This window comes from Variovorax sp. GW823-FHT04F07, from assembly GCF_058795995.1.
On record NZ_JBXAIG010000002.1, the window covers coordinates 794,426 to 816,466 of the forward strand.

The 22,041-nt window shown below is 69.1% G+C and carries 20 protein-coding genes; 4 read left to right on the plus strand and 16 right to left on the minus strand.

The features are described from left to right. Positions 1-56: 56 nt before the first annotated feature. Positions 57-995, minus strand: coding sequence for a hypothetical protein (locus AC1RAA_RS12830; RefSeq protein ID WP_492728930.1), 939 nt, complete (start codon positions 993-995; stop codon positions 57-59). Between AC1RAA_RS12830 and AC1RAA_RS12835 the strand changes: the two genes are divergently transcribed. After that, the gene (locus AC1RAA_RS12835) at positions 967-1,281 is read left to right on the plus strand and encodes a hypothetical protein (protein WP_492728928.1); all 315 of its coding nucleotides are present in this window, start codon (positions 967-969) and stop codon (positions 1,279-1,281) included. The two genes, AC1RAA_RS12830 and AC1RAA_RS12835, sit on opposite strands and share 29 nt — an antisense overlap. A gap of 141 nt (positions 1,282-1,422) precedes the next feature. Here AC1RAA_RS12835 and AC1RAA_RS12840 read toward each other — a convergent pair whose 3' ends face one another. The 14 genes from AC1RAA_RS12840 to ppk2 form a co-directional block, all read right to left on the minus strand. Then, positions 1,423-2,361, minus strand: a complete 939-nt coding sequence (locus AC1RAA_RS12840) for a VTT domain-containing protein (RefSeq protein ID WP_070061610.1) — start codon at positions 2,359-2,361, stop codon at positions 1,423-1,425. Positions 2,362-2,507: 146 nt separating this feature from the next. After that, positions 2,508-3,518: an aldo/keto reductase gene (locus AC1RAA_RS12845; protein ID WP_095946666.1), complete on the minus strand. Its 1,011-nt coding sequence runs from the start codon at positions 3,516-3,518 to the stop codon at positions 2,508-2,510. A gap of 89 nt (positions 3,519-3,607) precedes the next feature. After that, a complete protein-coding gene (locus AC1RAA_RS12850; protein WP_492728926.1) occupies positions 3,608-5,158 on the minus strand; it encodes an alkaline phosphatase D family protein in 1,551 nt (516 codons plus the stop codon). Then, entirely contained in the window at positions 5,155-5,688 is a 534-nt protein-coding gene (locus AC1RAA_RS12855; RefSeq protein ID WP_492728924.1) for a DUF3592 domain-containing protein, read from the minus strand. The genes AC1RAA_RS12850 and AC1RAA_RS12855 overlap by 4 nt, the downstream gene beginning before the upstream one ends. A gap of 73 nt (positions 5,689-5,761) precedes the next feature. Continuing rightward, positions 5,762-7,018, minus strand: a complete 1,257-nt coding sequence (locus AC1RAA_RS12860; RefSeq protein ID WP_492728922.1) for an MFS transporter — start codon at positions 7,016-7,018, stop codon at positions 5,762-5,764. 109 nt (positions 7,019-7,127) lie between these two features. Then, entirely contained in the window at positions 7,128-7,820 is a 693-nt protein-coding gene (gene urtE, locus AC1RAA_RS12865) for an urea ABC transporter ATP-binding subunit UrtE (RefSeq protein ID WP_062472198.1), read from the minus strand. 262 nt (positions 7,821-8,082) lie between these two features. Next, positions 8,083-8,961: an urea ABC transporter ATP-binding protein UrtD gene (urtD, locus tag AC1RAA_RS12870; protein WP_492728920.1), complete on the minus strand. Its 879-nt coding sequence runs from the start codon at positions 8,959-8,961 to the stop codon at positions 8,083-8,085. Next, positions 8,958-10,172 (minus strand): urea ABC transporter permease subunit UrtC, encoded by a 1,215-nt coding sequence (gene urtC / locus AC1RAA_RS12875; protein WP_492728919.1) that lies wholly within the window; start codon positions 10,170-10,172, stop codon positions 8,958-8,960. Before urtC ends, urtD begins: the two co-directional genes overlap by 4 nt. Continuing rightward, a complete protein-coding gene (gene urtB, locus AC1RAA_RS12880) occupies positions 10,169-11,716 on the minus strand; it encodes an urea ABC transporter permease subunit UrtB (RefSeq protein WP_492729828.1) in 1,548 nt (515 codons plus the stop codon). The genes urtC and urtB overlap by 4 nt, the downstream gene beginning before the upstream one ends. A 162-nt stretch (positions 11,717-11,878) precedes the next feature. After that, complete coding sequence (urtA, locus tag AC1RAA_RS12885) at positions 11,879-13,147, minus strand: urea ABC transporter substrate-binding protein (RefSeq protein ID WP_013543023.1); 1,269 nt, start codon at positions 13,145-13,147, stop codon at positions 11,879-11,881. Positions 13,148-13,264: 117 nt separating this feature from the next. Next, complete coding sequence (locus AC1RAA_RS12890) at positions 13,265-13,588, minus strand: nucleotide pyrophosphohydrolase (protein WP_062472214.1); 324 nt, start codon at positions 13,586-13,588, stop codon at positions 13,265-13,267. A gap of 45 nt (positions 13,589-13,633) precedes the next feature. Continuing rightward, a complete protein-coding gene (locus AC1RAA_RS12895; protein WP_492728917.1) occupies positions 13,634-15,070 on the minus strand; it encodes an MFS transporter in 1,437 nt (478 codons plus the stop codon). A gap of 71 nt (positions 15,071-15,141) precedes the next feature. Further along, positions 15,142-16,176 carry an extracellular catalytic domain type 1 short-chain-length polyhydroxyalkanoate depolymerase gene (locus tag AC1RAA_RS12900; RefSeq protein WP_492728916.1) on the minus strand — a complete coding sequence of 345 codons (1,035 nt, stop codon included), beginning with the start codon at positions 16,174-16,176 and terminating at the stop codon, positions 15,142-15,144. A gap of 49 nt (positions 16,177-16,225) precedes the next feature. Further along, on the minus strand, positions 16,226-17,152 hold the full coding sequence (gene ppk2, locus AC1RAA_RS12905; protein WP_492728915.1) for a polyphosphate kinase 2: 927 nt from the start codon (positions 17,150-17,152) through the stop codon (positions 16,226-16,228). Positions 17,153-17,346: 194 nt separating this feature from the next. Here ppk2 and AC1RAA_RS12910 point away from each other — a divergent pair, with 194 nt between their 5' ends. Continuing rightward, positions 17,347-18,381 carry a transporter gene (locus AC1RAA_RS12910; RefSeq protein ID WP_070061594.1) on the plus strand — a complete coding sequence of 345 codons (1,035 nt, stop codon included), beginning with the start codon at positions 17,347-17,349 and terminating at the stop codon, positions 18,379-18,381. 13 nt (positions 18,382-18,394) lie between these two features. Here the strand turns inward: AC1RAA_RS12910 and AC1RAA_RS12915 are convergent, their stop codons facing one another. Then, the gene (locus AC1RAA_RS12915; RefSeq protein WP_492728912.1) at positions 18,395-19,336 is read right to left on the minus strand and encodes a LysR family transcriptional regulator; all 942 of its coding nucleotides are present in this window, start codon (positions 19,334-19,336) and stop codon (positions 18,395-18,397) included. Positions 19,337-19,443: 107 nt separating this feature from the next. Here AC1RAA_RS12915 and AC1RAA_RS12920 point away from each other — a divergent pair, with 107 nt between their 5' ends. Next, positions 19,444-20,430, plus strand: coding sequence for a Bug family tripartite tricarboxylate transporter substrate binding protein (locus AC1RAA_RS12920; RefSeq protein WP_492728910.1), 987 nt, complete (start codon positions 19,444-19,446; stop codon positions 20,428-20,430). Between the two features lie 7 nt (positions 20,431-20,437). Then, the gene (locus AC1RAA_RS12925; protein ID WP_492728908.1) at positions 20,438-22,012 is read left to right on the plus strand and encodes a GMC family oxidoreductase; all 1,575 of its coding nucleotides are present in this window, start codon (positions 20,438-20,440) and stop codon (positions 22,010-22,012) included. Positions 22,013-22,041: the final 29 nt, after the last annotated feature.

Here is a 22,041-nt window from a genome sequence, read left to right on the forward strand (position 1 = left end):
GACGCTGGTGGGTTCAGCGCCGAGCCGCAAACATGCGTCGAGGCAAGATTGCAGAATCAGCGGGTGGACTGCTGCAGCAAGCCACGCTGACGCAAGACACTCAGAAGCTCTCGTTGATCGGAGCTTCCATCGAGCAACAGATCCAGGTTCTGCCCTACCTTCGATCGGATGGAAAGAAAATCGAACTCGTAGCCGATGCCGCTGACTTGGCGGTGACTGACCCGGGCCCTCTGCAAATCGATGTGCCACGCCCCGTCGATGCTGCGCAGCCGCGTGTTGTCGAATTCAAAGGCTCGCACCCGTGAATGCGAAAAGAGGCTGATCCTTGAAAAAGGGATACCCCACACCAGCCAGGCGACCAAGGGAACGAGCACGCAGAGTACAACCATGGCCTTGAAGAACCCGGCATTGGATGCGTTCAGGAGAATCATCAAACCCGTGGTGCCAGCGAGCGCGTATCCAGCCCATATCCAGGCGAGAAAACACGGCCAGCAGAACACGATGGCACGGGTTTGCAGGGCTCCTGCGCGCGCTGTTCTGGAACTGCTCCTCAGTTCGAGATAGTGATTGATGACCGGCGCCAATGCATCGACTTCCGTCGTCAACAGCAGCTTGCGAAATGGACGCGTGTGAACGATCAAATAGTTGTCGCTGTCGGGCACCCCCTCGATGGAAAGCACGTCGATCCAATCCACGTGACCGAGCCCTTGCACCGACAGGCCGTTTTCTCCGATATCGACCTGCGTCGTTGCATTGAATGGGTCCGGTCGACCCTTGGTCGATGGAAGCCAATTTTCTTCGATCCAGATCCAGGCGGTCACAACGCCGACCAGGCCAGCGAGCCACAGTACAAAGAGCGCAACCGCTGCGATCATGGTCAGCAAGATGTACCAACCGGTGGCATCCATGTCGATAAGCCAAACAGCCGCACCCATGAGCAGCATGGAATACGCCAGGCAGAGAAAGATGATCACCCCGATGCCGGTTGCATCCATTTGGGTCACCTGGATGCGACGTGAAAAGACCGGCGAACTCATTGCGCACCGCCGGAATTTCGACGCCGATGCGCTATTCGTGTTGGCGATTCACGCACGCCAACTGCAAGCCCGAAATGAAGACAACTTCGCTCGCTCATATTTCCCCCTGCTGATTTTTTGTTTTCTTGCGATCCGCGAAGGAGTGACCTGCGCGAAAAGACGAGCAAATATAGCAAGCCGCTTTTCGCCGCGGAGGGCGCCCGGCACGCGCCGCGATGCGCAAGGTATTGAACTCGTGCGCTGACCGACGTCGTGCAGCGGCTCATGGCGCCGTGCACGGGGTGGAGCTACCGCCGCTGACGACTCTTCTTATCGGCTGGCTGGCATGACCGCGGGCCAGCAACAGATCTCTGCGGCGCAGCAGAGGATGGGGAGTCGTCCGCCTTCAGTGCAGGCTCGTCGGCCGCCCCGAAGCCACCCACGCATCCAGCCCCCCCGTCAGCGGCAGCGCCCGCCGCGCCCCGCGCGCCAGCAGCACGCGCGCAGCCTGCGCGGCCGAGACTTCGTTGGGGCAGTTGCAGTACAGCACCACGTCGCGGTCGGGGTCGATGGTGAGGTCCAGGTTGCGCTGCTGCAGCGCCTTGAGGGTGTACGACAGCGCGCCCGGAATGCGGCGCGGGTCGACCTGCACGCCGGCTTCGCCGCGAACGTCGATCACCAGAGGTGGCACGTCGCCGCTCATCAGGTCGAACAGTTCGTCGACGCTGATGCGCGGCATGCCGGTGAGCCGCGCGAAGGCGCGGCGGCGCCAGTAGCGCACGGCGAGCATCACGAGCAGGACCACGCCGAGCGCGGCGGTGGCGATGCCGCCGGCCTGCGCCAGCACGGCGAGCACCTGCTGGATCTGGTCGCGAAAGAGCCAGCCCAGGCCGAGGAACAGGCCCGTCCAGACCAGCGCGGCCACGATGTCGAAACCGACAAAGCGCCGCACCGACATGCCCAATGCGCCGGCCATGGGCGGCGCCACCACGGACACGCCGGGCACGAACTTGGCGGCCACGAGCGACATGCCGCCCCAGTCGGAAATGAGCGATTCGCCGCGTCGCACGCAGGAGTCCTGCGACAGCGAGATGCGGCACAGCAGCCGCATGAAGCGGTAGCCGAAGCGGCGCCCGGCATAGAACCACGCGCCGTCGCCCAGCAGGTTGGCGATCACGGCGGCCAGCACCACGCCGACCACCGACACGTCGCCCGCCGCCAGCAGCGCGCCGGTGACGACCAACACGGCCGCGGCCGGCACGGGCAGGCCCAGGCGTGCGGCGAAGCTGGCGGCAAACACCACCAGGATCGCGTTCTGCACCAGCAGCGACATCAGCTGCGCCATGCGGGCCGCCGTTCGGTCGTTGCCGGGGGCCGCAGGGCGGCGCGCCGGGAGGAGGTGTGGGATGTGGTCATGCCGGGCGCGATTCTCCCGCATGGCCCAAGCACGTACTGCGCGCAGGCCATCCGGGCGCCCGCACGCCCGTTCGCTCAGCGGGGCGCGTCGCCCTTGCGGTACTCGGCGGTGAGCGCGTCGAGCTTCTGCTTGAGCGCCGGGTCGAGCACGTAGCTGGCGGCGGCCACGGTGGCGTCGAGCTGCTCGGGGCGGCTGGCGCCCAGCAGCGGCGCGGTGATCAACGGGTTGGCCATGACCCACGCCACGGCCAGCGTGGCCAGCGGCACGCCGGCTTCGTCGGCCAGCGCGTGCAGCTGGGTCACGGTGTCGAAGCTGCGGTCGTTCCAGTAGCGGTCCTGGTACATGCCGCCGGCGGTGCCGAGGGTGAAGCGGGTGTTTTCCTCGGGCTTGGCGCCGGGCTTGTACTTGCCGGTGAGCAGGCCGCCGGCCAGCGGGTTGTAGGGAATCACGCCCAGGCCCTCTTCGGCCGCGAGCGGCAGCAGCTCGCGCTCGATCTCGCGGAACAGCAGGCTGTAGCGCGGCTGCACCGACACGAAGCGCGTGAAGCGGTGCAGCTCGGCCTTGCCCAGCGCGCGGGCCAGGCGGTAGGCCAGGAAGTTCGACACGCCGATGTAGCGCGCGCGGCCCGACTTGACGATGACGTCGAGCGCCTCGAGGCTTTCTTCGAGCGGGGTCTCGCGATCGTCCATGTGCAGCTGGTACAGGTCGACGTGGTCGGTCTTCAGGCGCTTGAGCGACAGGTCGATGGCGTCGAGCAGGTGCTTGCGCGAGGCGCCCTGGTCCCAGGGGTTGGGGCCGACCTTGTTGACGGCCTTGGTGGCGACCACGAAGCGGCGGCGGCCGGCGGGGCCCTGCTTGTCGAGCCAGTTGCCGATGATCTCTTCGGTGCGGCCGGTGGTCTCGATGGTGCCGCCCAGCGGGTACACGTCGGCGGTGTCGAGGAAGTTGATGCCGGCGTCGGCGGCCTTGTCCAGGATCTGGTGCGACACGGCCTCGTCGGTCTGCAGGCCGAAGGTCATGGTGCCCAGGGCCAAGCGGGACACGGTGAGGCCGGTACGGCCCAGGCGGGTGGTGGGGATGCTCATGCAGGCTCGCTCCGAGAAGGTGAGAGAGGGAGGGAAAGAGGCGGCGGCCATCATAGGCACGGCCGCGCATTCCTGCAGGCGCTGGAGATTCAGGTGGATTCGAGGTGCACGCCGGGCGCGCCGCGTTCGACCGAGAAGCGGGCCATGGCCGCGACGGCGGAGTCCGCGCTCTTCTCGTCGTCGACCGCGCGGAACTCGACGGCGCAGCCGCGCGCGTCGAGCGTCATGAGGCCGTAGCCGCGCTTGTCGGCGCGGCCGTAGCGCAGGTGTTCGTTCTTCGCGCGCATGTGGGCCACGCTGGCGGCGCTGGGCCCTTCGGAGGTGATGGCGCCGCCGACGAACTCGGTCGCGACGACGGGCCCCTGCGGCTCGCGGCGCAGGTCGGCGGCCCAGAAAGCGTGCACGTCGCCGCCGAGCACCAGCGCATCGCCGCCGCGCGACGGGTTGGCGGCCAGCGCGTCGAGCAGGCGCGTGCGCGCGGCGGCGTAGCCGTCCCAGCCGTCCATCCAGTAGCCGTGGCCGGGGCCGCGCTGGCGGTCGGCTTCGGCGAGCAAGGTGGGTTGGGCGATGACGGTCCAGCGCGCCGGCGGCGTGGCGAGTTCGTTGGCGAGCCAGGCCTCCTGCTGCATGCCGAGCAGGCTGCGCTCCGGGGCCAGCCGGTCGGCGCAGTCGACCAGCGGCTTGGTGCTGCGGCCCGGGAGGCAGGCGTGGTGCGAGCGGTACTGACGGCCGTCGAGCAGCATCACGTCGAGCATGCGGCCGAAGCGATGCCGGCCGTAGATGGTCGCGCCTGCGCCGCGCGGGCGCATGGAGGCGGGCACGGGCATGTGCTCGTACCAGGCCTGGTAGGCGGCGGCGCGGATCGCCAGGAACTGCGCCGGGTCGGGCGTGCGCGGCGAGACGTCGTCGGTGTAGTCGTTGGCGACCTCGTGGTCGTCCCAGGTCACGAGCCACGGAAAGGCGGCGTGCGCGGCCTGCAGGTGCGGGTCGGTCTTGTAGAGCGCGTAGCGGTTGCGAAAGCCGGCCAGGTCGGTGGGAATGCCGCCTTCGTGCCGACGCACGTTGTGCGAGCCACGCGAGCTTTCGTAGATGTAGTCGCCCAGGTGCACGACGAAGTCGAGCGGCTGCGCGGCCATGTCGCGGTAGGCGGCGTAGTAGCCCTCCTCGTACTGCTGGCACGAGGCGAAGGCGAAGCGCAGTGGCTGCACGGTGGCGTCATCGTCGGCCGGCGCGGTGCGCGTGCGGCCGACGGGGCTGCGCACGCCGGCGGCGGTGAAGCGGTACCAGTAGGGGCGGCCCGGGCGCAGGCCCTGTACCTCGACGTGCACCGAGTACGCGAGGTCGGCCTCGGCGCTGGCGATGCCCTTGGTCACGATGCGACGAAAGCGCTCGTCCTCGGCCACCTCCCACTGCACCGCCACGGGCGCACCGCCCATGCCGCCGCCCTGCAGCGGCTCAGGCGCGAGCCGCGTCCACAGCACCATGCCGTCAGGCCGCGGCGCGCCCGAGGCGACGCCCAGCGTGAACGGGTCGCGCGCCACCGCGGTCTGGGCGCGCAGGTGCAGGAAGGGATGGCCGAGCGCGGCGGCGGCGAGGCCGGTGTGCAGCAGGCGTCGGCGGGTGAAAAACGGAGTGGTCATCGGGCGTCCTTCTTGGCGCGTCGCTCGGCGATCTCGAGGTCGATCGATGCTTGCAGCTGCGCTTGCCGTTCGGGGTTCTTCGGGCGGGTGTCGAAGCTCCTCGTGCGTATGCCTTCGACCGACTGTGAGGAAACACGGCGAGACTTTCCCCACCAGATCGCTGCAGCGCCGCCGAGCAGGAACAGCGCGACCATGAATTCCGCGGCGACCCGGTTCAGGTCGCTCTTGAGGATCGGCTGCGCTGCGTTGTCTGTCCGGTCCCGCGGAGGCAGCAGGACTGCGAGCTTCTTGCCCACGGGGCGCGCGCTGAACTTGCCGCCACGGCCGGCCCGCAGAACGGCTTTTCGGCCATCGGGCCAGACGTAGTCGACCCGCACCTCGTCGCCGTTGACGCCGGTGACGACACCCTCGACTTCGTCATAGGAAAGAAGAACCAGCGCCGCGTCATACGCCGACAGCAGCGCGACACACAGCATGGCGACGCCCATCGCAGCAACACAAGTCGCCACCAACAATCGAAAGATATGCATGGACTCCAGCCATCAGGAACGTGCCTGATTCTGGCGCCCTTCTCTTACAGCACCGCCACTGCAGAACGGCGTCTCAGCCCGCCGACCCTTCGCAAGCCACAGCCACCGGCCGCCGCGCATCCGCACGCGCGCTCGCGACCGCCCAGGCAAAGATGCCCACGCCCGCCAGTGCCAGCAGCGCGCCGACCCAGCCGGTCGAGGTCCAGCCCAGGCCGGCCGCAATGGCGACGCCACCGAGCCAGGCGCCGAGGGCGTTGGCCATGTTGAAGGCCGAGTGGTTGAGCGCGGCGGCGAGCGTTTGGGCGTCGCCGGCCACGTCCATCAGGCGGATCTGCAGGGCCGGACCGATGGCGACGGTGGTGCCGATCAGGAACACGGTGAAAGCCGCCGTCACGACGTGGTGCGCCGCGAAGGTGAAGCTGGCGAGCACCAGCGCCGCGTAGACGAGCACGCCGCCGATGGTGCGCATGAGCGACTTGTCGGCCAGCCGCGAACCCACGAGGTTGCCGGTGACCATGCCCAGGCCGAACAGCGCGAGCACGAAGGGCACGCCGCCCAGCGGCAGGCCGGCCACCTCGATCAGCGTGGGCTTGATGTAGCTGAACACGGCGAACATGCCGCCGAAGCCGATGGCGCCGATGCCGAGCGTGAACCACACCTGCTTGCGCTTGAGCGCGCCGAGTTCGCGCCAGGGGCTGGCGCCGGCGGCGGGTGCGATGTCGGGCACGTCGCGGCGCAGCAGCGCCACGGCGACGAGCGCGATGACGCCCACGAACACGAAGGCCGCGCGCCAGCCGAACAGCTGGCCCAGCCACGCCGCAATGGGCACGCCGACCAGCGTGGCGCCGGTGAGCCCCAGCATCACGAGGCCGACGGCGCGTGCGCGCCGCCCCGGTGGCGCGAGCGTGGCGGCCACGAGCGCGGCCACGCCGAAGTAGGTGCCGTGCGGCAGGCCGGTGGCAAAACGCAGCAGGTTGAGCGACAGGTAGCCGGGCGCCATCGCGCTGGCGAAGTTGCCGGCCGCGAACACGGCCATCAGCGCGATCAGCAGTGCGCGTCGGCCCCAGCCGGCGGCCAGCACCGCGAGCACGGGCGCGCCGATGACCACGCCCAGCGCGTAGGCGCTGATGACGTGGCCGGCCTGCGGGATGGTGACGGCGATGTCCTTCGCGACCTCGGGCAGCAGGCCCATGATGACGAACTCGCCGGTGCCGATGGCAAAGCCGCCGACGCCGAGCGCGAGCACCGCGCGCAGGAATTGGGCGGACGAGACGGACGGTGCAATGGCGATGGTTTCCGCGCCTTCGCGGGCGGACGGTGAGGCGTTCAAGGCCGGGCTCCTGGGGGGTGCCCGGCGGACGCGGGCAAGGCCCGATTCTAGGGTAAACCCTTAAATTGTGAAGATCCTCTCGTGCGCCGCGTCAGTACCGTCTTGCAATTCAGATCGCAACCAGCTGCCGCACGCCCTGCGCTTCCATGTCCTTGCCCAGGCCGCGCGCAATGACTTCGCCGCGCTCCATCACGAGGTAGTCGTCGGCCAGCTCCTGCGCGAAGTCGTAGTACTGCTCGCACAGCACGATGGCCATGTCGCCGCGGTCGGCGAGCATGCGGATGACGCGGCCGATGTCCTTGATGATGCTGGGCTGGATGCCTTCGGTGGGCTCGTCGAGGATCAGCAGCTTGGGCTTGGGCGCGAGGGCGCGGGCGATCGCCAGCTGCTGCTGCTGCCCGCCGGAGAGGTCGCCGCCTCTTCTGTTGATCATCTGCTTGAGCACGGGGAACAGCTCGAACAGCTCCGCAGGAATCGGCGTGCCGCCGCTCTTGTAGGCCAGGCCCATGCGCAGGTTCTCTTCCACCGTGAGCCGCGCGAAGATCTCGCGGCCCTGTGGCACGAAGCCGATGCCGGCCCTGGCCCTGTCGTACGGCGTGGCCTTGTGGATCGGCTTGCCTTCGAGTTCGATGCTGCCGCTCTTGATGGGCACCAGGCCCATGAGCGACTTCAGCAGCGTGGTCTTGCCGACACCGTTGCGGCCGAGCAGGACCGTGACCTTGCCGAGCGTGGCTTCGAAGCTCACGTCTCTGAGGATGTGGGAGCCGCCGTAGTACTGGTGGATGTTCTTGACTGTCAGCATGGTGGATGCCTTCCTTGGTCTTTATCGGGGGCGCCCGGTGTGCGGCACGGCGCGGTCGGCCCCACTGTGCCGGCCCTTCGGGCTGCCCTGCGGTGCTCGCGTTTCGCGGGGCCTCGCAGAACTCGCTGCGCTCAGACAGCTGCGAGCCCTGATCCGCGAATCGCTGCGCTCCTCGGCGGCACAGAGGGGCCGCCCACGCCGCACCGCACACCGGGCGCTGGTCGTGGCGTTGATGCCGGCGGCTTTGGCCGCGGCGACAAGTTCACCGGCCAAGGTAGACCTCGATCACGCGCTCGTCGGCCTGCACTTCGTCGAGCGTGCCTTGCGCGAGCACGGAGCCATCGCACAGCACGGTCACGATCTCGGAGATGGTGCGGATGAAGCTCATGTCGTGCTCCACCACCATCAGCGAATGCTTGCCCTTGAGCGTGAGGAACAGCTCGGCGGTGCGCGCGGTTTCCTCGTCGGTCATGCCGGCCACGGGCTCGTCGAGCAGGAGCAGCTTCGGGTCCTGCATGAGCAGCATGCCGATCTCGAGCCACTGCTTCTGGCCGTGGCTCAGGTTGCCGGCCAGGCGCGACACGCTGTCGGCCAGGTGAATGGTTTCCAGCACTTCGGCCAGGCGGTCGCTTTGCGCCGAGTCGAGCCTGAACAGCATCGAGGCGCGCACGCACTTGTCGGTCTTGAGCGCGAGCTCGAGGTTCTCGAACACGGTGAGGTGCTCGAACACCGTCGGCTTCTGGAACTTGCGGCCGATGCCCAGCTGGGCAATGTCGGCCTCGCGATGGCGCAGCAGGTCGATGGTGCTGCCGAAGAACACGGTGCCCGAATCGGGGCGCGTCTTGCCGGTGATGATGTCCATCATCGTGGTCTTGCCCGCGCCGTTGGGGCCGATGATGCAGCGCAGCTCGCCCGGCGCAATGTCCAGCGAGAGCTTGTTGATGGCCTTGAAGCCGTCGAAGCTCACGCTCACGTCTTCGAGGTACAGGATGCGGCCGTGGGTGATGTCGACTTCGCCCGGCGTGGCGATGCGGCTGAAGCCTGCGGTGCGGCCACCCGATTCGGTCTGGCCCGTAGCCGCGTGCAGGCCGGCTGCGCGTGCGGCGCGCTCGGCACCGGCTTCCATCAGGTCGGGCGTCATGCGCGGGCTCCCTTCGCGTCCACGGGCAGCGAGACCAGGGCCTCGGGTTCGACGCCCTTCTCCGCAGCGATGGCGCGTCGTGCTTCTTGCACAGGCTCGGCCGCTGGCGTCTTCTCCTTCGACAGCCACTTCTTCACCAACCCCACGATGCCGTTCGGCAGGAACAGCGTGACAGCAATGAACAAGGCGCCCAGGAAGTACAGCCAGTACTCGGGGTAGGCCACGGTGAGCCAGCTCTTGGCGCCGTTGACGATGAAGGCGCCGATGATCGGACCGATCAGCGTGGCGCGCCCACCCACCGCGGCCCACACCGCGATCTCGATGGAGTTGGCCGCGCTCATCTCGCCCGGGTTGATGATGCCGACCTGCGGCACGTACAGCGCGCCGGCCACGCCGCACATCACGGCGGAGATGACCCAGATCGTGAGCTTGTACGGCAGCGGGTTGTAGCCCGAGAACATCACGCGCGTCTCGGCATCGCGGATGGCCTGCAGCACGCGGCCGAACTTGCTGCCGATGAGCCACTTGGCGAACAGGAAGAAGCCCAGCAACGTGAGGCCCGTGAGCGCGAAGAGCGTCATGCGCATCTCCTGCGTGGCGATCGGGATGTTCAGGATGCGCTTGAAGTCGGTGAAGCCGTTGTTGCCGCCGAAGCCGGTCTCGTTGCGGAAGAACAGCAGCATGGCGGCGAAGGTCATGGCCTGCGTGATGATCGAGAAGTACACGCCCTTGATGCGCGAACGGAAGGCGAAGAAGCCGAACACGAAGGCGATGAGGCCGGGCACCGCCACGATCAGCAGCAGCGTCATGCCGAAGCTGCCGCTGAAGGTCCAGTGCCAGGGCAGTTCCTTCCAGTCGAGGAACACCATGAAGTCGGGCAGGTCGCTCTTGTAGTTGCCGTCGCGGCCGATCTGGCGCATGAGGTACATGCCCATCATGTAGCCGCCCAGCGCGAAGAAGAGGCCGTGGCCGAGCGACAGGATGCCGGTGTAGCCCCAGATCAGGTCCATGGCCAGCGCGCAGATGGCGTAGCACATGATCTTGCCGACCAGCGCCACGGCGTAGTCGCTCATGTGCAGCGGGCTGTCGGCCGGCACCCACATGTTGAGCACGGGCGCCACGGCGCACACGACGATGAGCGCGACGAAGAAGGCCGTCCAGCCTTTGCCGCTCAGCAGCGGCCCCTTGGTTGGCAATGTGACCTTGCTCATGCCTCTGCGCTCCGGCCCTTCATCGCGAAGATGCCTTGCGGGCGCTTCTGGATGAAGATGATGATGAAAACGAGCACCGCGATCTTCGCGAGCACCGCGCCCGCCCAGCCTTCGATGAACTTGTTGAGAATGCCCAGCCCCAGCGCCGCATACACGGTGCCCGCGAGCTGGCCGACGCCGCCCATCACGACCACCATGAAGCTGTCGACGATGTAGCTCTGGCCCAGATCAGGGCCGACGTTGCCGATCTGGCTCAGCGCGCAGCCCGCCAGGCCCGCGATGCCCGAGCCGAGCGCGAAGGCGTAGGTGTCGATGCGTGCGGTGTTCACGCCCATGCACGAGGCGATCGGGCGGTTCTGCGTGACGCCGCGCACGAACAGACCCAGGCGCGTCTTGCCGATGAGCCAGCCCATCGCGAGCAGCACGAGCGCCGCGAAGACGATGATGCAGATGCGGTTCCACGGCAGCGTGACGTTGCTCAGCATGGTGAAGCCGCCGCTCATCCAGCCGGGGTTTTCCACGCCGACGTTCTGCGCGCCGAAGAGCGAGCGCACCAGCTGCTGCAGCATCAGGCTGATGCCCCAGGTGGCGAGCAGCGTCTCGAGCGGACGGCCGTACAGGAAGCGGATCACGCCGCGTTCGAGCACCGCGCCCACGAGCGCCGAGGCGAGGAAGGACACGGGAATGGCGGCCACCAGGTACCAGCCGAACGCCGCCTCGGGCATGTACTTCTGGAAGATGCCCTGCATCACGTAGGTGGCGTAGGCACCGATCATCATCAGCTCGCCGTGCGCCATGTTGATGACGCCCATGAGGCCGTAGGTGATGGCCAGGCCGAGCGCGGCGAGCAGCAGCACCGAGCCCAGGCTGATGCCGCTGAAAACGGCGTTGATGCGGTCGCCCCAGACCAGCGCGCCGTCGATGTTGGCGATCGATGCGGTGATGGCCGCCTTCACGTCGGCTTCGGTCTCGTCGGCCAGGCGCTGGTTGAGCAACAGCTTGGTGTCGGGGCTGCGGTTGTTGCCCAGCTCCTTGGCCGCGGCCAGGCGCCTGGCCTTGTCGGCGCTCGTGAGCATGCTGGCGGCGCGCACGAGTTCGAGCTGCGCCTTGATCTTCGGGTTGGTCTCGGCGGCCAATGCCTTCTCGACCATCGGAATGCGCGACTCGTCGGGCTCCTTGAAGAGCGCCTGTGCGGCTTCGGCGCGCACCGCGTCGTCGGTGCTCGTGAGCTTGAGCGCAGCCTGCGCGGCATCGAGCGCGCCGCGCATGAGGTTGTTGTTGACGACGTCTTCGGCAGTGTCGGGCACCTTCAGCTCGGCGCCCGTCACGGGGTCGAAACCCTTGTCGTCCTTCATCACGAAGACCTTGTCTTCGGTGTACTTCACGGCGTCGTCGGCCATGACCTGGATGAAGGCGGCGGTCTTGTCGTCGGCGGTGAGGACGGCCTTGTTGAGTGCGGCGATGCGGGCTTCGGATTCGCCGGAGGCGATGGCCTTGGCTTCGTCGGCGGTCAGCGCATGGACGGGCGCTGCTGCCAGCAGCAACAGCGCCGTCGTGCAGGAACAAATTGAGCGCAGTAATGGATGCACAGCGTTTCTCTCATTCGGGAACACCGAGGAACCGGCTTTGCCGGCCCTCAGGTGTTGCCCCCGGTCGGGGGAAGGCGAAGCGACACGAAGTGCGCACAGCCTGGGAGCGAGCCCCAGTTACATCGACTTGCCAGCGGGGTAATCCGGCTTCTTGTCGTTGCCTTCGATGTACGGGCTCCACGGCTTGGCCTTGACCGGGCCCGGCGTCTTCCACACCACGCTGAACTGGCCGTCGGCCTTGATCTCGCCGATGAACACGCTCTTGTGCAGGTGATGGTTCTTCTCGTCCATCTTCGACACGATGCCCGACGGCGCGGTGAAGGTCTGGCCGGCCATCGCCGCGATCACCTTGTCGGTGTCGGTCGACTTGGCCTTCTCGACCGCCTGCTTCCACATGTGGATGCCGATCCAGGTGGCTTCCATCGGGTCGTTGGTGAGCGGCTTGTCCTTGTGGCCGGCGATGTTCTTGGCCTTGGCGTAGTCGCTCCACTGTTTGATGAACGCCGTGTTGGTCGGGTTCTTGATCGACATGAAGTAGTTCCATGCCGCCAGGTGGCCCACGAGCGGCTTGGTGTCCACGCCGCGCAGCTCTTCCTCTCCCACCGAGAAAGCGACGACCGGCACGTCCTTGGCCTTCAGGCCTGCGTTGCCCAGTTCCTTGTAGAAGGGCACGTTGGAGTCGCCGTTGATGGTCGACACCACCGCCGTCTTGCCGCCGGCCGAGAACTTCTTGATGTCGGCGACGATGGTCTGGTAGTCGCTGTGGCCGAAGGGGGTGTACTTCTCGTCGATGTCCTTGTCGGCCACGCCCTTGCTCTTGAGGTAGGCGCGCAGGATCTTGTTGGTGGTGCGCGGGTACACGTAGTCGGTGCCCAGCAGCACCCAGCGCTTGGCGCCGCCGCCTTCCTTGCTCATCAGGTAGTCGACGGCCGGAATGGCTTGCTGGTTGGGCGCGGCGCCCGTGTAGAACACGTTCTTCGAGAGCTCTTCGCCTTCGTACTGCACGGGGTAGAACAAGAGGCCGTTCATTTCCTCGACCACCGGCAGCACCGACTTGCGCGACACCGAGGTCCAGCAGCCGAAGATCACCGAGACCTTGTCCTGGCCGAGCAGCTGCTTGGTCTTTTCAGCGAACAGCGGCCAGTTGGAGGCCGGGTCGACCACCACGGGCTCCAGCTGCTTGCCCAGCACGCCGCCCTTCTTGTTGATGTCGTCGATGGCCATCAGCACCGTGTCCTTCAACACGGTTTCCGAGATGGCCATCGTGCCCGACAGCGAGTGCAGCACGCCGACCTTGATGGTGTCGGCAGCAAATGCGGGCGCAGCAGAAATGCTGGCCAGCGCGACGGCGGCGGTGAGCGCCTTGAGGGTGAAACGACGTTGCATGTGGACTCCTGCTCCGGGTGGGTTGAACCTTGTCGACAGCGCGGGGCTGGCGATGGAGAGGAGTCTGCGGAACGCACCACAAAGGGGAAATACGCCGGGTGGCGTACACGGAGGTACTCAGGCGGGTGGCGGGGCCGGGTACTTCACGGCGTTGGCGAGCATCTTGTGCTTCGCCGCCTCGACCGGATCGATGCCGAGCTTGTCGGCCAGCTGCAGCAGATAGAGCAGAACGTCCGCAATCTCGGTGCCGATCTCGGCGCGCTGGTCCGCGGGCAACGCCCGGCTTTGCGCTTCGGTGAGCCACTGGAAATGCTCGAGCAGCTCGGCAGCCTCGACCGACAACGCGGCGGCGAGGTTCTTCGGGGAGTGAAATTGCTCCCAGTCGCGGGCTTGCGCGAAGTCGCGCAAGGCCTGGGTCAGTGCTTGAAGTTCGGTGGCCATGTCAATCCTGCGGGGGTCTTCCGCGAGTTTGGCATGGCCGCCCGGCTACGCCATGCGACTTCCCCGCCCATGCAGCACCGCCACCAGCAGCGCCGACACCATCAGATAGACCAGCGCCACGCCGAACGCGGCCGTGTAGTCCGCCTCGTGCCCCAACTGCCCATAGAACAAGATCCCGACCAACGCCACCCCCAGCGCATTGCCCGCCTGCTGCACCATCGACAGCACGCCCGAGGCCACGCCCGCGTGCTGCGGCGGCAGGCCGGCCAGCACGGTGGACACCAGGGGCGCCATCACCATGCCGAGCCCCGCGCCCTGCACGAACAGCAGCGGCACCATCCACGCCACGACATGCGTGTGCCCCGGCCAGCCGGCCACGTTGGCGCACTGCAGCGCATGCCCCGCCGCGAGCACGAGGGCGCCGAGCGCGATCGGTGGCGTGCCGCCGAAGCGGCGGGCGATGCGTGCGCCGGCCATCGAGGTCGCGAAGAAGCCGACGGCCAGCGCCGTGAAGACGATGCCCGAGTGAAGCGCGCCCAGCCCCATCCCCTGCTGCAGGTACAGCGCGAGCACGAAGTAGAACGAGGCGTTGCCGGCATAGAAGGCCAGCGTGGTGAACAGCCCGGTCACGAAGCGGCGGTTGGCGAGCAGCACCGGCGCCACCAGCGGCGCACCGCCGCGTGCCGCAAGGCGGCGCTGCTGCGCGGCGAAGAGGCCCCACAGCGGCACCGCGGCGGCCAGGCACAGCCAGCTCCACAACGGCCAGCCCTGCTGGCGCCCTTCGACCAGCGGCAGCACCACGGCCACCGAGCCGGCCGCGACCAGCGCCATGCCGGCAAGGTCGAGCCGGCTGTCGCCCCGGCCCTGCGCCAGCGGCGGCACCACGCGCGGCGCGAGCACAAGCGCCAGCAGGCCGATGGGCACGTTGATGAGAAAGCAGCTGCGCCAGCCGAGCCCCGCAAGGTCGGCATGGATCAGCGCGCCGCCCACCAGCTGCCCCAGCGTGGCCGCCAGGCCCAGCGTGAGGCCGTAGGCCGCGAAGGCGCGCGTCCGGTCTTCGCCCGCGTAGGCCAGGCCGATCATCGCGAGCACCTGCGGCTGCAGCAGCGCGCCGGCCAGGCCCTGCAGCAGGCGCGCGGCCACGAGCAGCCCGGCGTTCGGCGCCACGCCGCAAGCGGCCGAGGCGAGCGTGAACAGCAGCAGCCCGAGCATGAACATGCGGCGCCGGCCGAACAGGTCGCCCAGCCGCCCGCCCGTGACCAGCCCCGCGGCGGTGGCCAGGCCGTAGCCCGCCACCACCAGCTGCAGCGTGCCCGCGCTGGCCTGCAGGTCGTGCTGCATGGACGGCAGCGCGACATTGACGATGAAGAAATCGAGCACCACCAGGAAGGTGCCGCTGAGCATGACCCACAGGCCCAGCGGACCCGGTGCGGCGGACGTGATCGATGGGGCAGAAGAAACGGCAGGATTCGACGAGGTCATGACCCCCACTGTCGGCACCGGCCGGCATCGCGGCAATGACCTGCGAGGTCATGCGCGCAGGGCGCGGGCGTTCAGCGCTTGTCGAACTGCGCGGACGCAAAGGCCCAGGTCATGCGCGTGGCGTCGGGCCCGAGCGGGTCGCTGAACAGCTGCCCCCGCGACCCGCCGCTCCACGAGTGGCCGAGCCCCGCGATCTCGCACAGCGTGACCAGGGTGCGGCCCTGGCGCTTGAAGTCGGTCACGCGCATGGCACGGCGCTGGCCGCGTTGCAGGTCACGCGCCATGCCCGCGTGCGCGCCCACGGCGGTGGCCCAGACGGCCGCGCTGCTCATGGCGTTGCTCGGCGCCACCACGGCGTCGGCGTCGCCGTGCAGCACCAGCATCGGCGGCAGCGTCGTGAAGACGGCCGCCGCGCCCATGGCCTTGCCGACCGCGGTGACGGGCATCGGCGGCACGTGCTGTCCGCGCATGGCGCCGAGCGCGGTGGCCGATGACTTCGCGGCGCCGGGCGCCACGCCCGAGTGCATGACCACGGCGCGAAAGCGGTTCGGGTAGCGCGTGGCCAGCAGCGCCGCCATGCTCGCGCCCGCCGACAGGCCGGCCACGGCCACACGGTCGCGGTCGACGGGGTACAGCATGCAGGCCTGGTCGACGGCGGCCATCAGCGTGGCGGCCTCGGCGTCGGCCTTGCCGGAGCGGCGCTCGTACCAGTTCCAGCAACCCGGCGGATGGGCGATGCGGTCCTGCTCGGGGTAGAGCACGAGAAAGCGCTGGCGCACGGCGAGCGCGTTCATGCGCGTGCTGGCCGCGAAGTCGCGACCGGTCTGGCCGCAGCCGTGCAGCATGACCATGAGCGGGAGTTTCTCGCCGGGCTGCAGCACCAGGTCGGCCGGACGGAACAGGTGATAGCCGCGCGCCCCGCCCGCACCCATCGCCATGCCGCTGATCCAGTCGCCCTTGCCGGGCGGCGGCTTGAGCCGCTTGGCGGTCGCGCGTTGCACCTGGCCGGCCACGCGCTTGCCGTTGCTCAGCGTGAGCTTGGTGAGCGCCTTCAGGTTGCGCTCATAGGCGCGGGCAAAGAAAGAAGCGGTGGAGCGACGGGCCATGGCGCAGTGTGCAGGCAAAGCGCCGGGCGGCCAAACGGCCGCGAAGCCTTCAGTAGATTTCCGGCACGATCATGCTGACAGGGACGGGTTGGCGCAGGTAGTCGTCATGCCGCTCGCGCGCCGGCAACTCGACCGGCGCGTGCGCCACTTCCTGGTAGGGCAGCTGGCCCAGCAGGTGGCTGATGCAGTTCAGGCGCGCCTTCTTCTTGTCGACGGCCTGCACCACCCACCACGGCGCCTCGGGGATATGGGTGCGCTCCAGCATGATCTCCTTGGCCTTGGTGTACTCCTCCCAGCGGCGGCGGCTCTCGAGGTCCATGGGGCTGAGCTTCCACTGCTTGAGCGGGTCGTGGATGCGGCCCAGGAAGCGCATGTGCTGCTCGTCGTCGGTGATGGAGAACCAGTACTTGATGACCTTGATGCCCGAGCGCACGAGCATCTTCTCGAATTCGGGCACGGTGCGGAAGAACTCCTCGTACTCGTCGTCGCTGCAAAAGCCCATCACGCGCTCGACGCCGGCGCGGTTGTACCAGCTGCGGTCGAACAGCACCATCTCGCCAGCGGCCGGCAGGTGCGCCACGTAGCGCTGGAAGTACCACTGCGTGCGTTCGCGGTCGTTGGGCGCGGGCAGCGCGGCCACGCGCGCCACGCGCGGGTTCAAGCGCTGGGTGATGCGCTTGATGACACCGCCCTTGCCCGCCGCGTCGCGGCCTTCGAAAAGAATGACCACCTTCTGCTTGCTGTGCTGCACCCAGTCCTGCAGCTTGACCAGCTCGCCCTGCAGGCGAAAGAGTTCCTTGAAGTAGGCCTGGCGCGCCGCCTTGTCGGACACGGAAGACGCGGCCGCGGCGGGGTCGAGCCCGTCGAGGTTGCGGTCTTCGATCTCCAGTTCGAGCTCTTCGTCGTAGCTGTCGATCAGGTCGCGGGCGATGCGTTGCATCAGGTCTTCGTGGTCGGGAAGTGCGCTCGTCAGCATGATGAAAAGGGGCAAGAGTGGCGGGTAGACAAAAAGCATGCTGCACCCGCCGCATGACGACGGCGTGACGGTTTTGCGGCTGTTTTCTGTAAGCCGACACGCCGTTGTCACATGGCACGAACACCATCCGGGGCACGCTGGCAGCCCGCCAAACGGGCGTCTGCCTGTTCACACGTCTTTTCTGACCACGCACCTTGTCGGTATTTCATGACCTCGCCGCGCAGTCCTATGGCGGCGACGAAGCCGGGCTGATCTGCGGCTACCTGTTCGACGCCGCGGCGCCGGAGCCCGCGCGGGCCATCGATTCGGCGCAGGCCGCCGCGTGGCTGGCGGATGCCGGCCAGCTCGGCGACAGCAACGCCTACGTGTGGCTGCACTTCAACCTGAGCCACGCCCATGCGGAGCGCTGGCTGGTGCGCCACGCGGCTCTGTCGGACACCTTCTACGAGACACTGCACGAAGGCCTGCCCTCCACGCGCATCGAGCGCGCGGACGACTCGCTGATCGCGGTCATCAACGACGTGCACTTCGAGTTCAGCTTCGAGCCCTCGGACATCTCGACGCTGTGGATCAGTGTCGGCCCGCGCCTGGTGGTCACGGCGCGCACCAAGCCGCTGCGCTCGGTCGACGCGCTGCGCACGGCCGTGAAGGCGGGCGAGGCGCCGCGCTCGAGCACCGAGCTGCTCGAGCACCTGCTGCGCGCGCAGGCCGACGTGCTGGTGAAGATCGTGCGCGGCGTCACCTCGCGCATCGACCGCATCGAGGACGAGCTGCTGGCCGGGCGCCTGGACCACAAGCGCGCACGGCTGGGCGTGCTGCGCCGGCTGCTGGTGCGGCTGCAGCGGCTGCTGGCGCCCGAGCCGGCCGCGCTGTTCCGCCTGCTGCAGGGCCCGCCGGCCTGGATGGCCGAGCCCGACGTGCAGGAGCTGCGCGGCTCGACCGAGGAGTTCTCGGTGGTGCTGCGCGACATGCAGGCGCTGCAGGAGCGCATCAAGCTGCTGCAGGAAGAAATCGCCGCCAACGTCAACGAGGACAACAACCGCAGCCTGTTCGTGCTGACGGTGGTCACGGTGCTGGCGCTGCCGATCAACATCCTGGCCGGCCTGTTCGGCATGAACGTGGGCGGCATTCCGCTGGCGGAGCACAGGCACGGGTTCTGGATCGTGGTGGCGATCGTCGCCACCTTCACCGCCGTGGCCGCCTGGACGGCGTTTCGCAAGAAGCGCTGAGGCGCGGTCGCACTCAATCCGGCGGCAGCGGCGCGGCGGCCGCGTCCTGCATGCATTGCAGGAAGACGCGCGTGGGCGTGTTCATCGCCTCGCTGCGCAGGCGGAAGGCGCACATGGGGCCGCGCAGCAGTTCGCCCGGCATGGCGATGCGGCGCACGAGCCCGCGCCGCTCGAAGTCTTCGGCGTAGTGGTTGGCGGTGGCCCACAGCAGGCCCGAGCTGCGCACGAGGTGCAGCGCGAGCGGGGCCGAGTCGGCCTGGATGTCGGCCGGATGCGGCCCGCCCGGACGGCGGTGCACCGACAGCATGCGGTCCAGCTTGGGCCGCAGCGGCGTGCGGTGCGGCGGCAGCACCCAGCGCTCGTTGGCGGCCTCGGCCCAGGTCGGCGCTCGCTTGAGCGCCAGCCGGTGCCGCGGCGCCGCCACGATGCTGCTGAACTCCTCGTACAGCGGCGTGACCTCGACGCGGTTGAGGTCGACCGTCCACTCCGCGTGCGCGAGCATGAGGTCGATGCGCCCGTCCTGCAGCGCGCCGTGCAGGTCCTCGATCTCCAGCGTCTGCACCATCGGGCGCACGTGGGGCAGCATCTGCGAGGCCTGCAGCAGCGCGGCCGCGAGCCGCTGCGCCGAAAACACGGGCAGCACGCCCAGGCGCAGCTCGCCGCTCACGCCCACGCGCAGGTCGCGCAGCGACTCCTCGGCCAGCATCAGCTCGCCCAGCACGCGGTCGGCGTGCCGGACCATGCTCAGCCCCGCCGCCGTGGGCGCGATGCGCTTGGTGGTGCGCTCGAACAGGCGCACCTGCAGCGTGGCCTCGAGCTGGGCCAGCGTGCGCGACAGCGCGGGCTGGGTGGTGTTGAGCAGCTCGGCCGACTTGCTCAGGCTGAGCGTGCGGCCCAGCTGGCTGAGCAGCCGCAGCTGGCGCAGCGTGAGGTTTCGTTCCAGGAAGGAGGCCATGGCCATTTATATCGGCAACGGTATGAGTACGCTCGGATTTCTCATTTGTCGCCCTCGCCCGGCCTGCCCAGAATCCGCCCACCGCCCTGGCACCCCGGAGACCCGCGATGACCGAACCGACGAAGCGATCCCTTTGCGCCGCCCTCATGGCCGCCGCCCTGCTGGCCGGGCTGCTGCCCGCCGGCGCCGCGGCCCAGGCGTACCCGTCCAGGCCCGTGCGCCTGATCGTGCCGTGGGCGCCCGGCACGCCGGCGGACGTGGCGGGCCGCGTGGTGGCCGAGCGCATGGCGGGCGCGCTGGGCCAGACCGTGTTCGTCGAGAACCGGCCGGGCGCGGCCGGCACCGTGGGCTTGGGCGAGGTGCTGCGCCAGCCGGCCGACGGCTACACGGTCTACATGCTGTCGTCGGCCTCGCTGGTGGCGCCGCTGCTGTTCCCCAGCCAGTCGCTGGACCTGCTCAAGAGCCTGGAGCCGGTCGGCATGACGGCCTGGAGCTACAACGTGCTGGTGGCACCCGCCGGCTCGGCGCTGGGCTCGCCGCGCGAACTGGAGGCCGCGGCCAAGGCCCGGCCGGGCACGCTGAGCTTCGGCTCCGGCGGCAACGGCACGCCGGCGCACCTGGCCGGCGCGCTGTTCGCCCAGCAGACCGGCAGCCAGCTCACGCACGTGCCGTACAACCAGTTCCCGATGGCGGTGGGCGACCTGCTGGCCGGGCGCCTGGACACCATGTTCCTGACCGCGTCAGCCGCATTGCCGCAGATCCAGGCCGGCAAGCTGCGCGCGCTCGCGGTGACCGGTGCGCAACGCCTGCCGGCCCTGCCCGCCGTGCCCACGATGATCGAACAGGGCTACGCGGGCTTCGAGCTGCGCTCCTTCGACGGCATGACGGTGCGCAGCGGCACGCCGCGCGAGATCGTCGAGCGGCTCGGCGACGCGCTCGCCAAGGCGCTGGCCGCCCCCGAGGTGCGCGAACGCCTGGCCACGCTGGCGCTCGAGCCGGAGCCGATGACGCCGGCGCGCTTTCGCACCGTGCTGGCGGCCGAGTCGGACAAGTGGCTGCGCCTGGGCCGCAACGCCGGCATCAAGGCCGACTGAGCGCGCGATGCAGGCAGACATCGTGATCGTCGGGGGCGGCTCGGCAGGCTGCGTGCTGGCCGCCCGCCTGAGCGAAGACCCCGCGCTGCAGGTGGTGCTGGTCGAGGCGGGACAGCCCTCGCACAACCCGTGGCTGCGCATTCCCATCGGCTACTTCAAGACGGTGGGCCACCCCCGGCACGACTGGCGCTTCGAGACCGACCCCGAGCCGGACATGGCGCAGCGCCGCCTGCCCTGGCCGCGCGGGCGGGGGCCGGGCGGCTCCAGCCTCATCAACGGCATGCTGTACCTGCGCGGCCACCGCGCCGACTACGACCAGTGGGCCGCCCTGGGCAACCCGGGCTGGGACTGGGACAGCGTGCGCCCGTACTTCGACCGCTCGCAGCCCGCGGCCGACGGCCCGCTGTGGGTGTCCGAGCTGCCGCGCGATGCCCTGTCCGATGCCTTCATCGCCGCGGCGGCGCATGCCGGCATCGCGCCCACGGCCGACTTCAACGGCGGCGACAACAGCGGCGCCGGCTACTTCCGGATGACGACGCGCCACGGCCGGCGCATGGACACCGGACGGGCCTTCCTGGCGCCGGCGCGGGGCCGACCCAACCTGCGCGTGCTGTCGGGCGCGCAGGCGACCCGCGTGTGCTTCGAGGGGCGGCGCGCCGTCGGCGTCGAGTGCGTGCGCGACGGCAAGGCCGAACGCGTCTCGGCGCGGCACGAGGTGATCCTGAGCGCCGGCGCCATCCAGTCGCCGCAGCTGCTGCAGCTCTCGGGCGTGGGGCCGGCCGGGCTGCTGGGCCGCCTGGGCCTGCCGGTGGTGGCGCCGCTCGAGGGAGTGGGGCGCAACCTGCAGGACCACCTGCAGGTGCGGCCCAGCTACCGCTGCCAGGGCATCGAGACGCTCAACGACATCGCCCACAGCCGCTGGCGCAGCGCGCGCGAGTTCATGCGCTACCTGCTGACGCGCGGCGGCGCGCTGAACGGCGGCGTCTACCGCGCCGGCGCCTTCTTTCCGGCGGGCGACGATGCCGCCGGGTGGCCCGATGCCCAGATCCACTTCGGGCTGGTGAGCTTCGAGCGGCCGCACCAGCCGCCGCACCCCTTCCCGGGCGTGACGCTGTCGGCCTGCCTGCTGCGCCCGCACAGCCGCGGCGAGATCATGCTGCGCTCGGCCGATCCGCTGGCGGCGCCGTCGATCCAGCCACGCTACCTGTCGCACGAAGCCGACCGGGTGCTGGCCGTGCGGCTGGTGCGCAAGATGCGCGAGATCGCCGCCGCGCCGCCGCTGGCGCGTTACCTGGCGCAGGAGCACGAGCCCGGCCCCGCGCTGGCCAGCGACGCGCAGCTGCTGGACTGGGTGCGCCGCCGCGGCGGCAGCATCTTCCATCCGGTGGGCACCTGCGCCATGGGCCCCGCCGACGATGCCAACGCGGTGGTGGATGCCCGCCTGCGGGTCCATGGGCTGCAGGGGCTGCGCGTGGTGGACGGCTCGGTGATGCCGCGGCTGGTGTCGGGCAACACGAACGCGCCGATCATCATGATCGCCGAGCGCGCCGCCGACCTCGTCAGGCACGACCTGCGCGCCTGAGCGGCCACAGGACGGCATGCGCCAAGCCG

Excerpts from the sequence above, each read along its gene's own strand:
- AC1RAA_RS12855 (WP_492728924.1), bottom strand. The coding sequence starts at position 5,688 with ATGCATATCTTTCGATTGTTGGTGGCGACTTGTGTTGCTGCGATGGGC.
- AC1RAA_RS12920 (WP_492728910.1), top strand. The coding sequence starts at position 19,444 with ATGACCGAACCGACGAAGCGATCCCTTTGCGCCGCCCTCATGGCCGCC.
- urtA (WP_013543023.1), bottom strand. The coding sequence starts at position 13,147 with ATGCAACGTCGTTTCACCCTCAAGGCGCTCACCGCCGCCGTCGCGCTG.
- urtC (WP_492728919.1), bottom strand. The coding sequence starts at position 10,172 with ATGAGCAAGGTCACATTGCCAACCAAGGGGCCGCTGCTGAGCGGCAAA.
- urtE (WP_062472198.1), bottom strand. The coding sequence starts at position 7,820 with ATGCTGACAGTCAAGAACATCCACCAGTACTACGGCGGCTCCCACATC.
- AC1RAA_RS12845 (WP_095946666.1), bottom strand. The coding sequence starts at position 3,518 with ATGAGCATCCCCACCACCCGCCTGGGCCGTACCGGCCTCACCGTGTCC.
- AC1RAA_RS12915 (WP_492728912.1), bottom strand. The coding sequence starts at position 19,336 with ATGGCCTCCTTCCTGGAACGAAACCTCACGCTGCGCCAGCTGCGGCTG.
- AC1RAA_RS12830 (WP_492728930.1), bottom strand. The coding sequence starts at position 995 with ATGGATGCAACCGGCATCGGGGTGATCATCTTTCTCTGCCTGGCGTAT.
- ppk2 (WP_492728915.1), bottom strand. The coding sequence starts at position 17,152 with ATGCTGACGAGCGCACTTCCCGACCACGAAGACCTGATGCAACGCATC.
- AC1RAA_RS12840 (WP_070061610.1), bottom strand. The coding sequence starts at position 2,361 with ATGGCGCAGCTGATGTCGCTGCTGGTGCAGAACGCGATCCTGGTGGTG.
- AC1RAA_RS12895 (WP_492728917.1), bottom strand. The coding sequence starts at position 15,070 with ATGACCTCGTCGAATCCTGCCGTTTCTTCTGCCCCATCGATCACGTCC.
- AC1RAA_RS12925 (WP_492728908.1), top strand. The coding sequence starts at position 20,438 with ATGCAGGCAGACATCGTGATCGTCGGGGGCGGCTCGGCAGGCTGCGTG.
- urtD (WP_492728920.1), bottom strand. The coding sequence starts at position 8,961 with ATGACGCCCGACCTGATGGAAGCCGGTGCCGAGCGCGCCGCACGCGCA.
- AC1RAA_RS12850 (WP_492728926.1), bottom strand. The coding sequence starts at position 5,158 with ATGACCACTCCGTTTTTCACCCGCCGACGCCTGCTGCACACCGGCCTC.
- AC1RAA_RS12900 (WP_492728916.1), bottom strand. The coding sequence starts at position 16,176 with ATGGCCCGTCGCTCCACCGCTTCTTTCTTTGCCCGCGCCTATGAGCGC.
- AC1RAA_RS12890 (WP_062472214.1), bottom strand. The coding sequence starts at position 13,588 with ATGGCCACCGAACTTCAAGCACTGACCCAGGCCTTGCGCGACTTCGCG.
- AC1RAA_RS12835 (WP_492728928.1), top strand. The coding sequence starts at position 967 with ATGATCACCCCGATGCCGGTTGCATCCATTTGGGTCACCTGGATGCGA.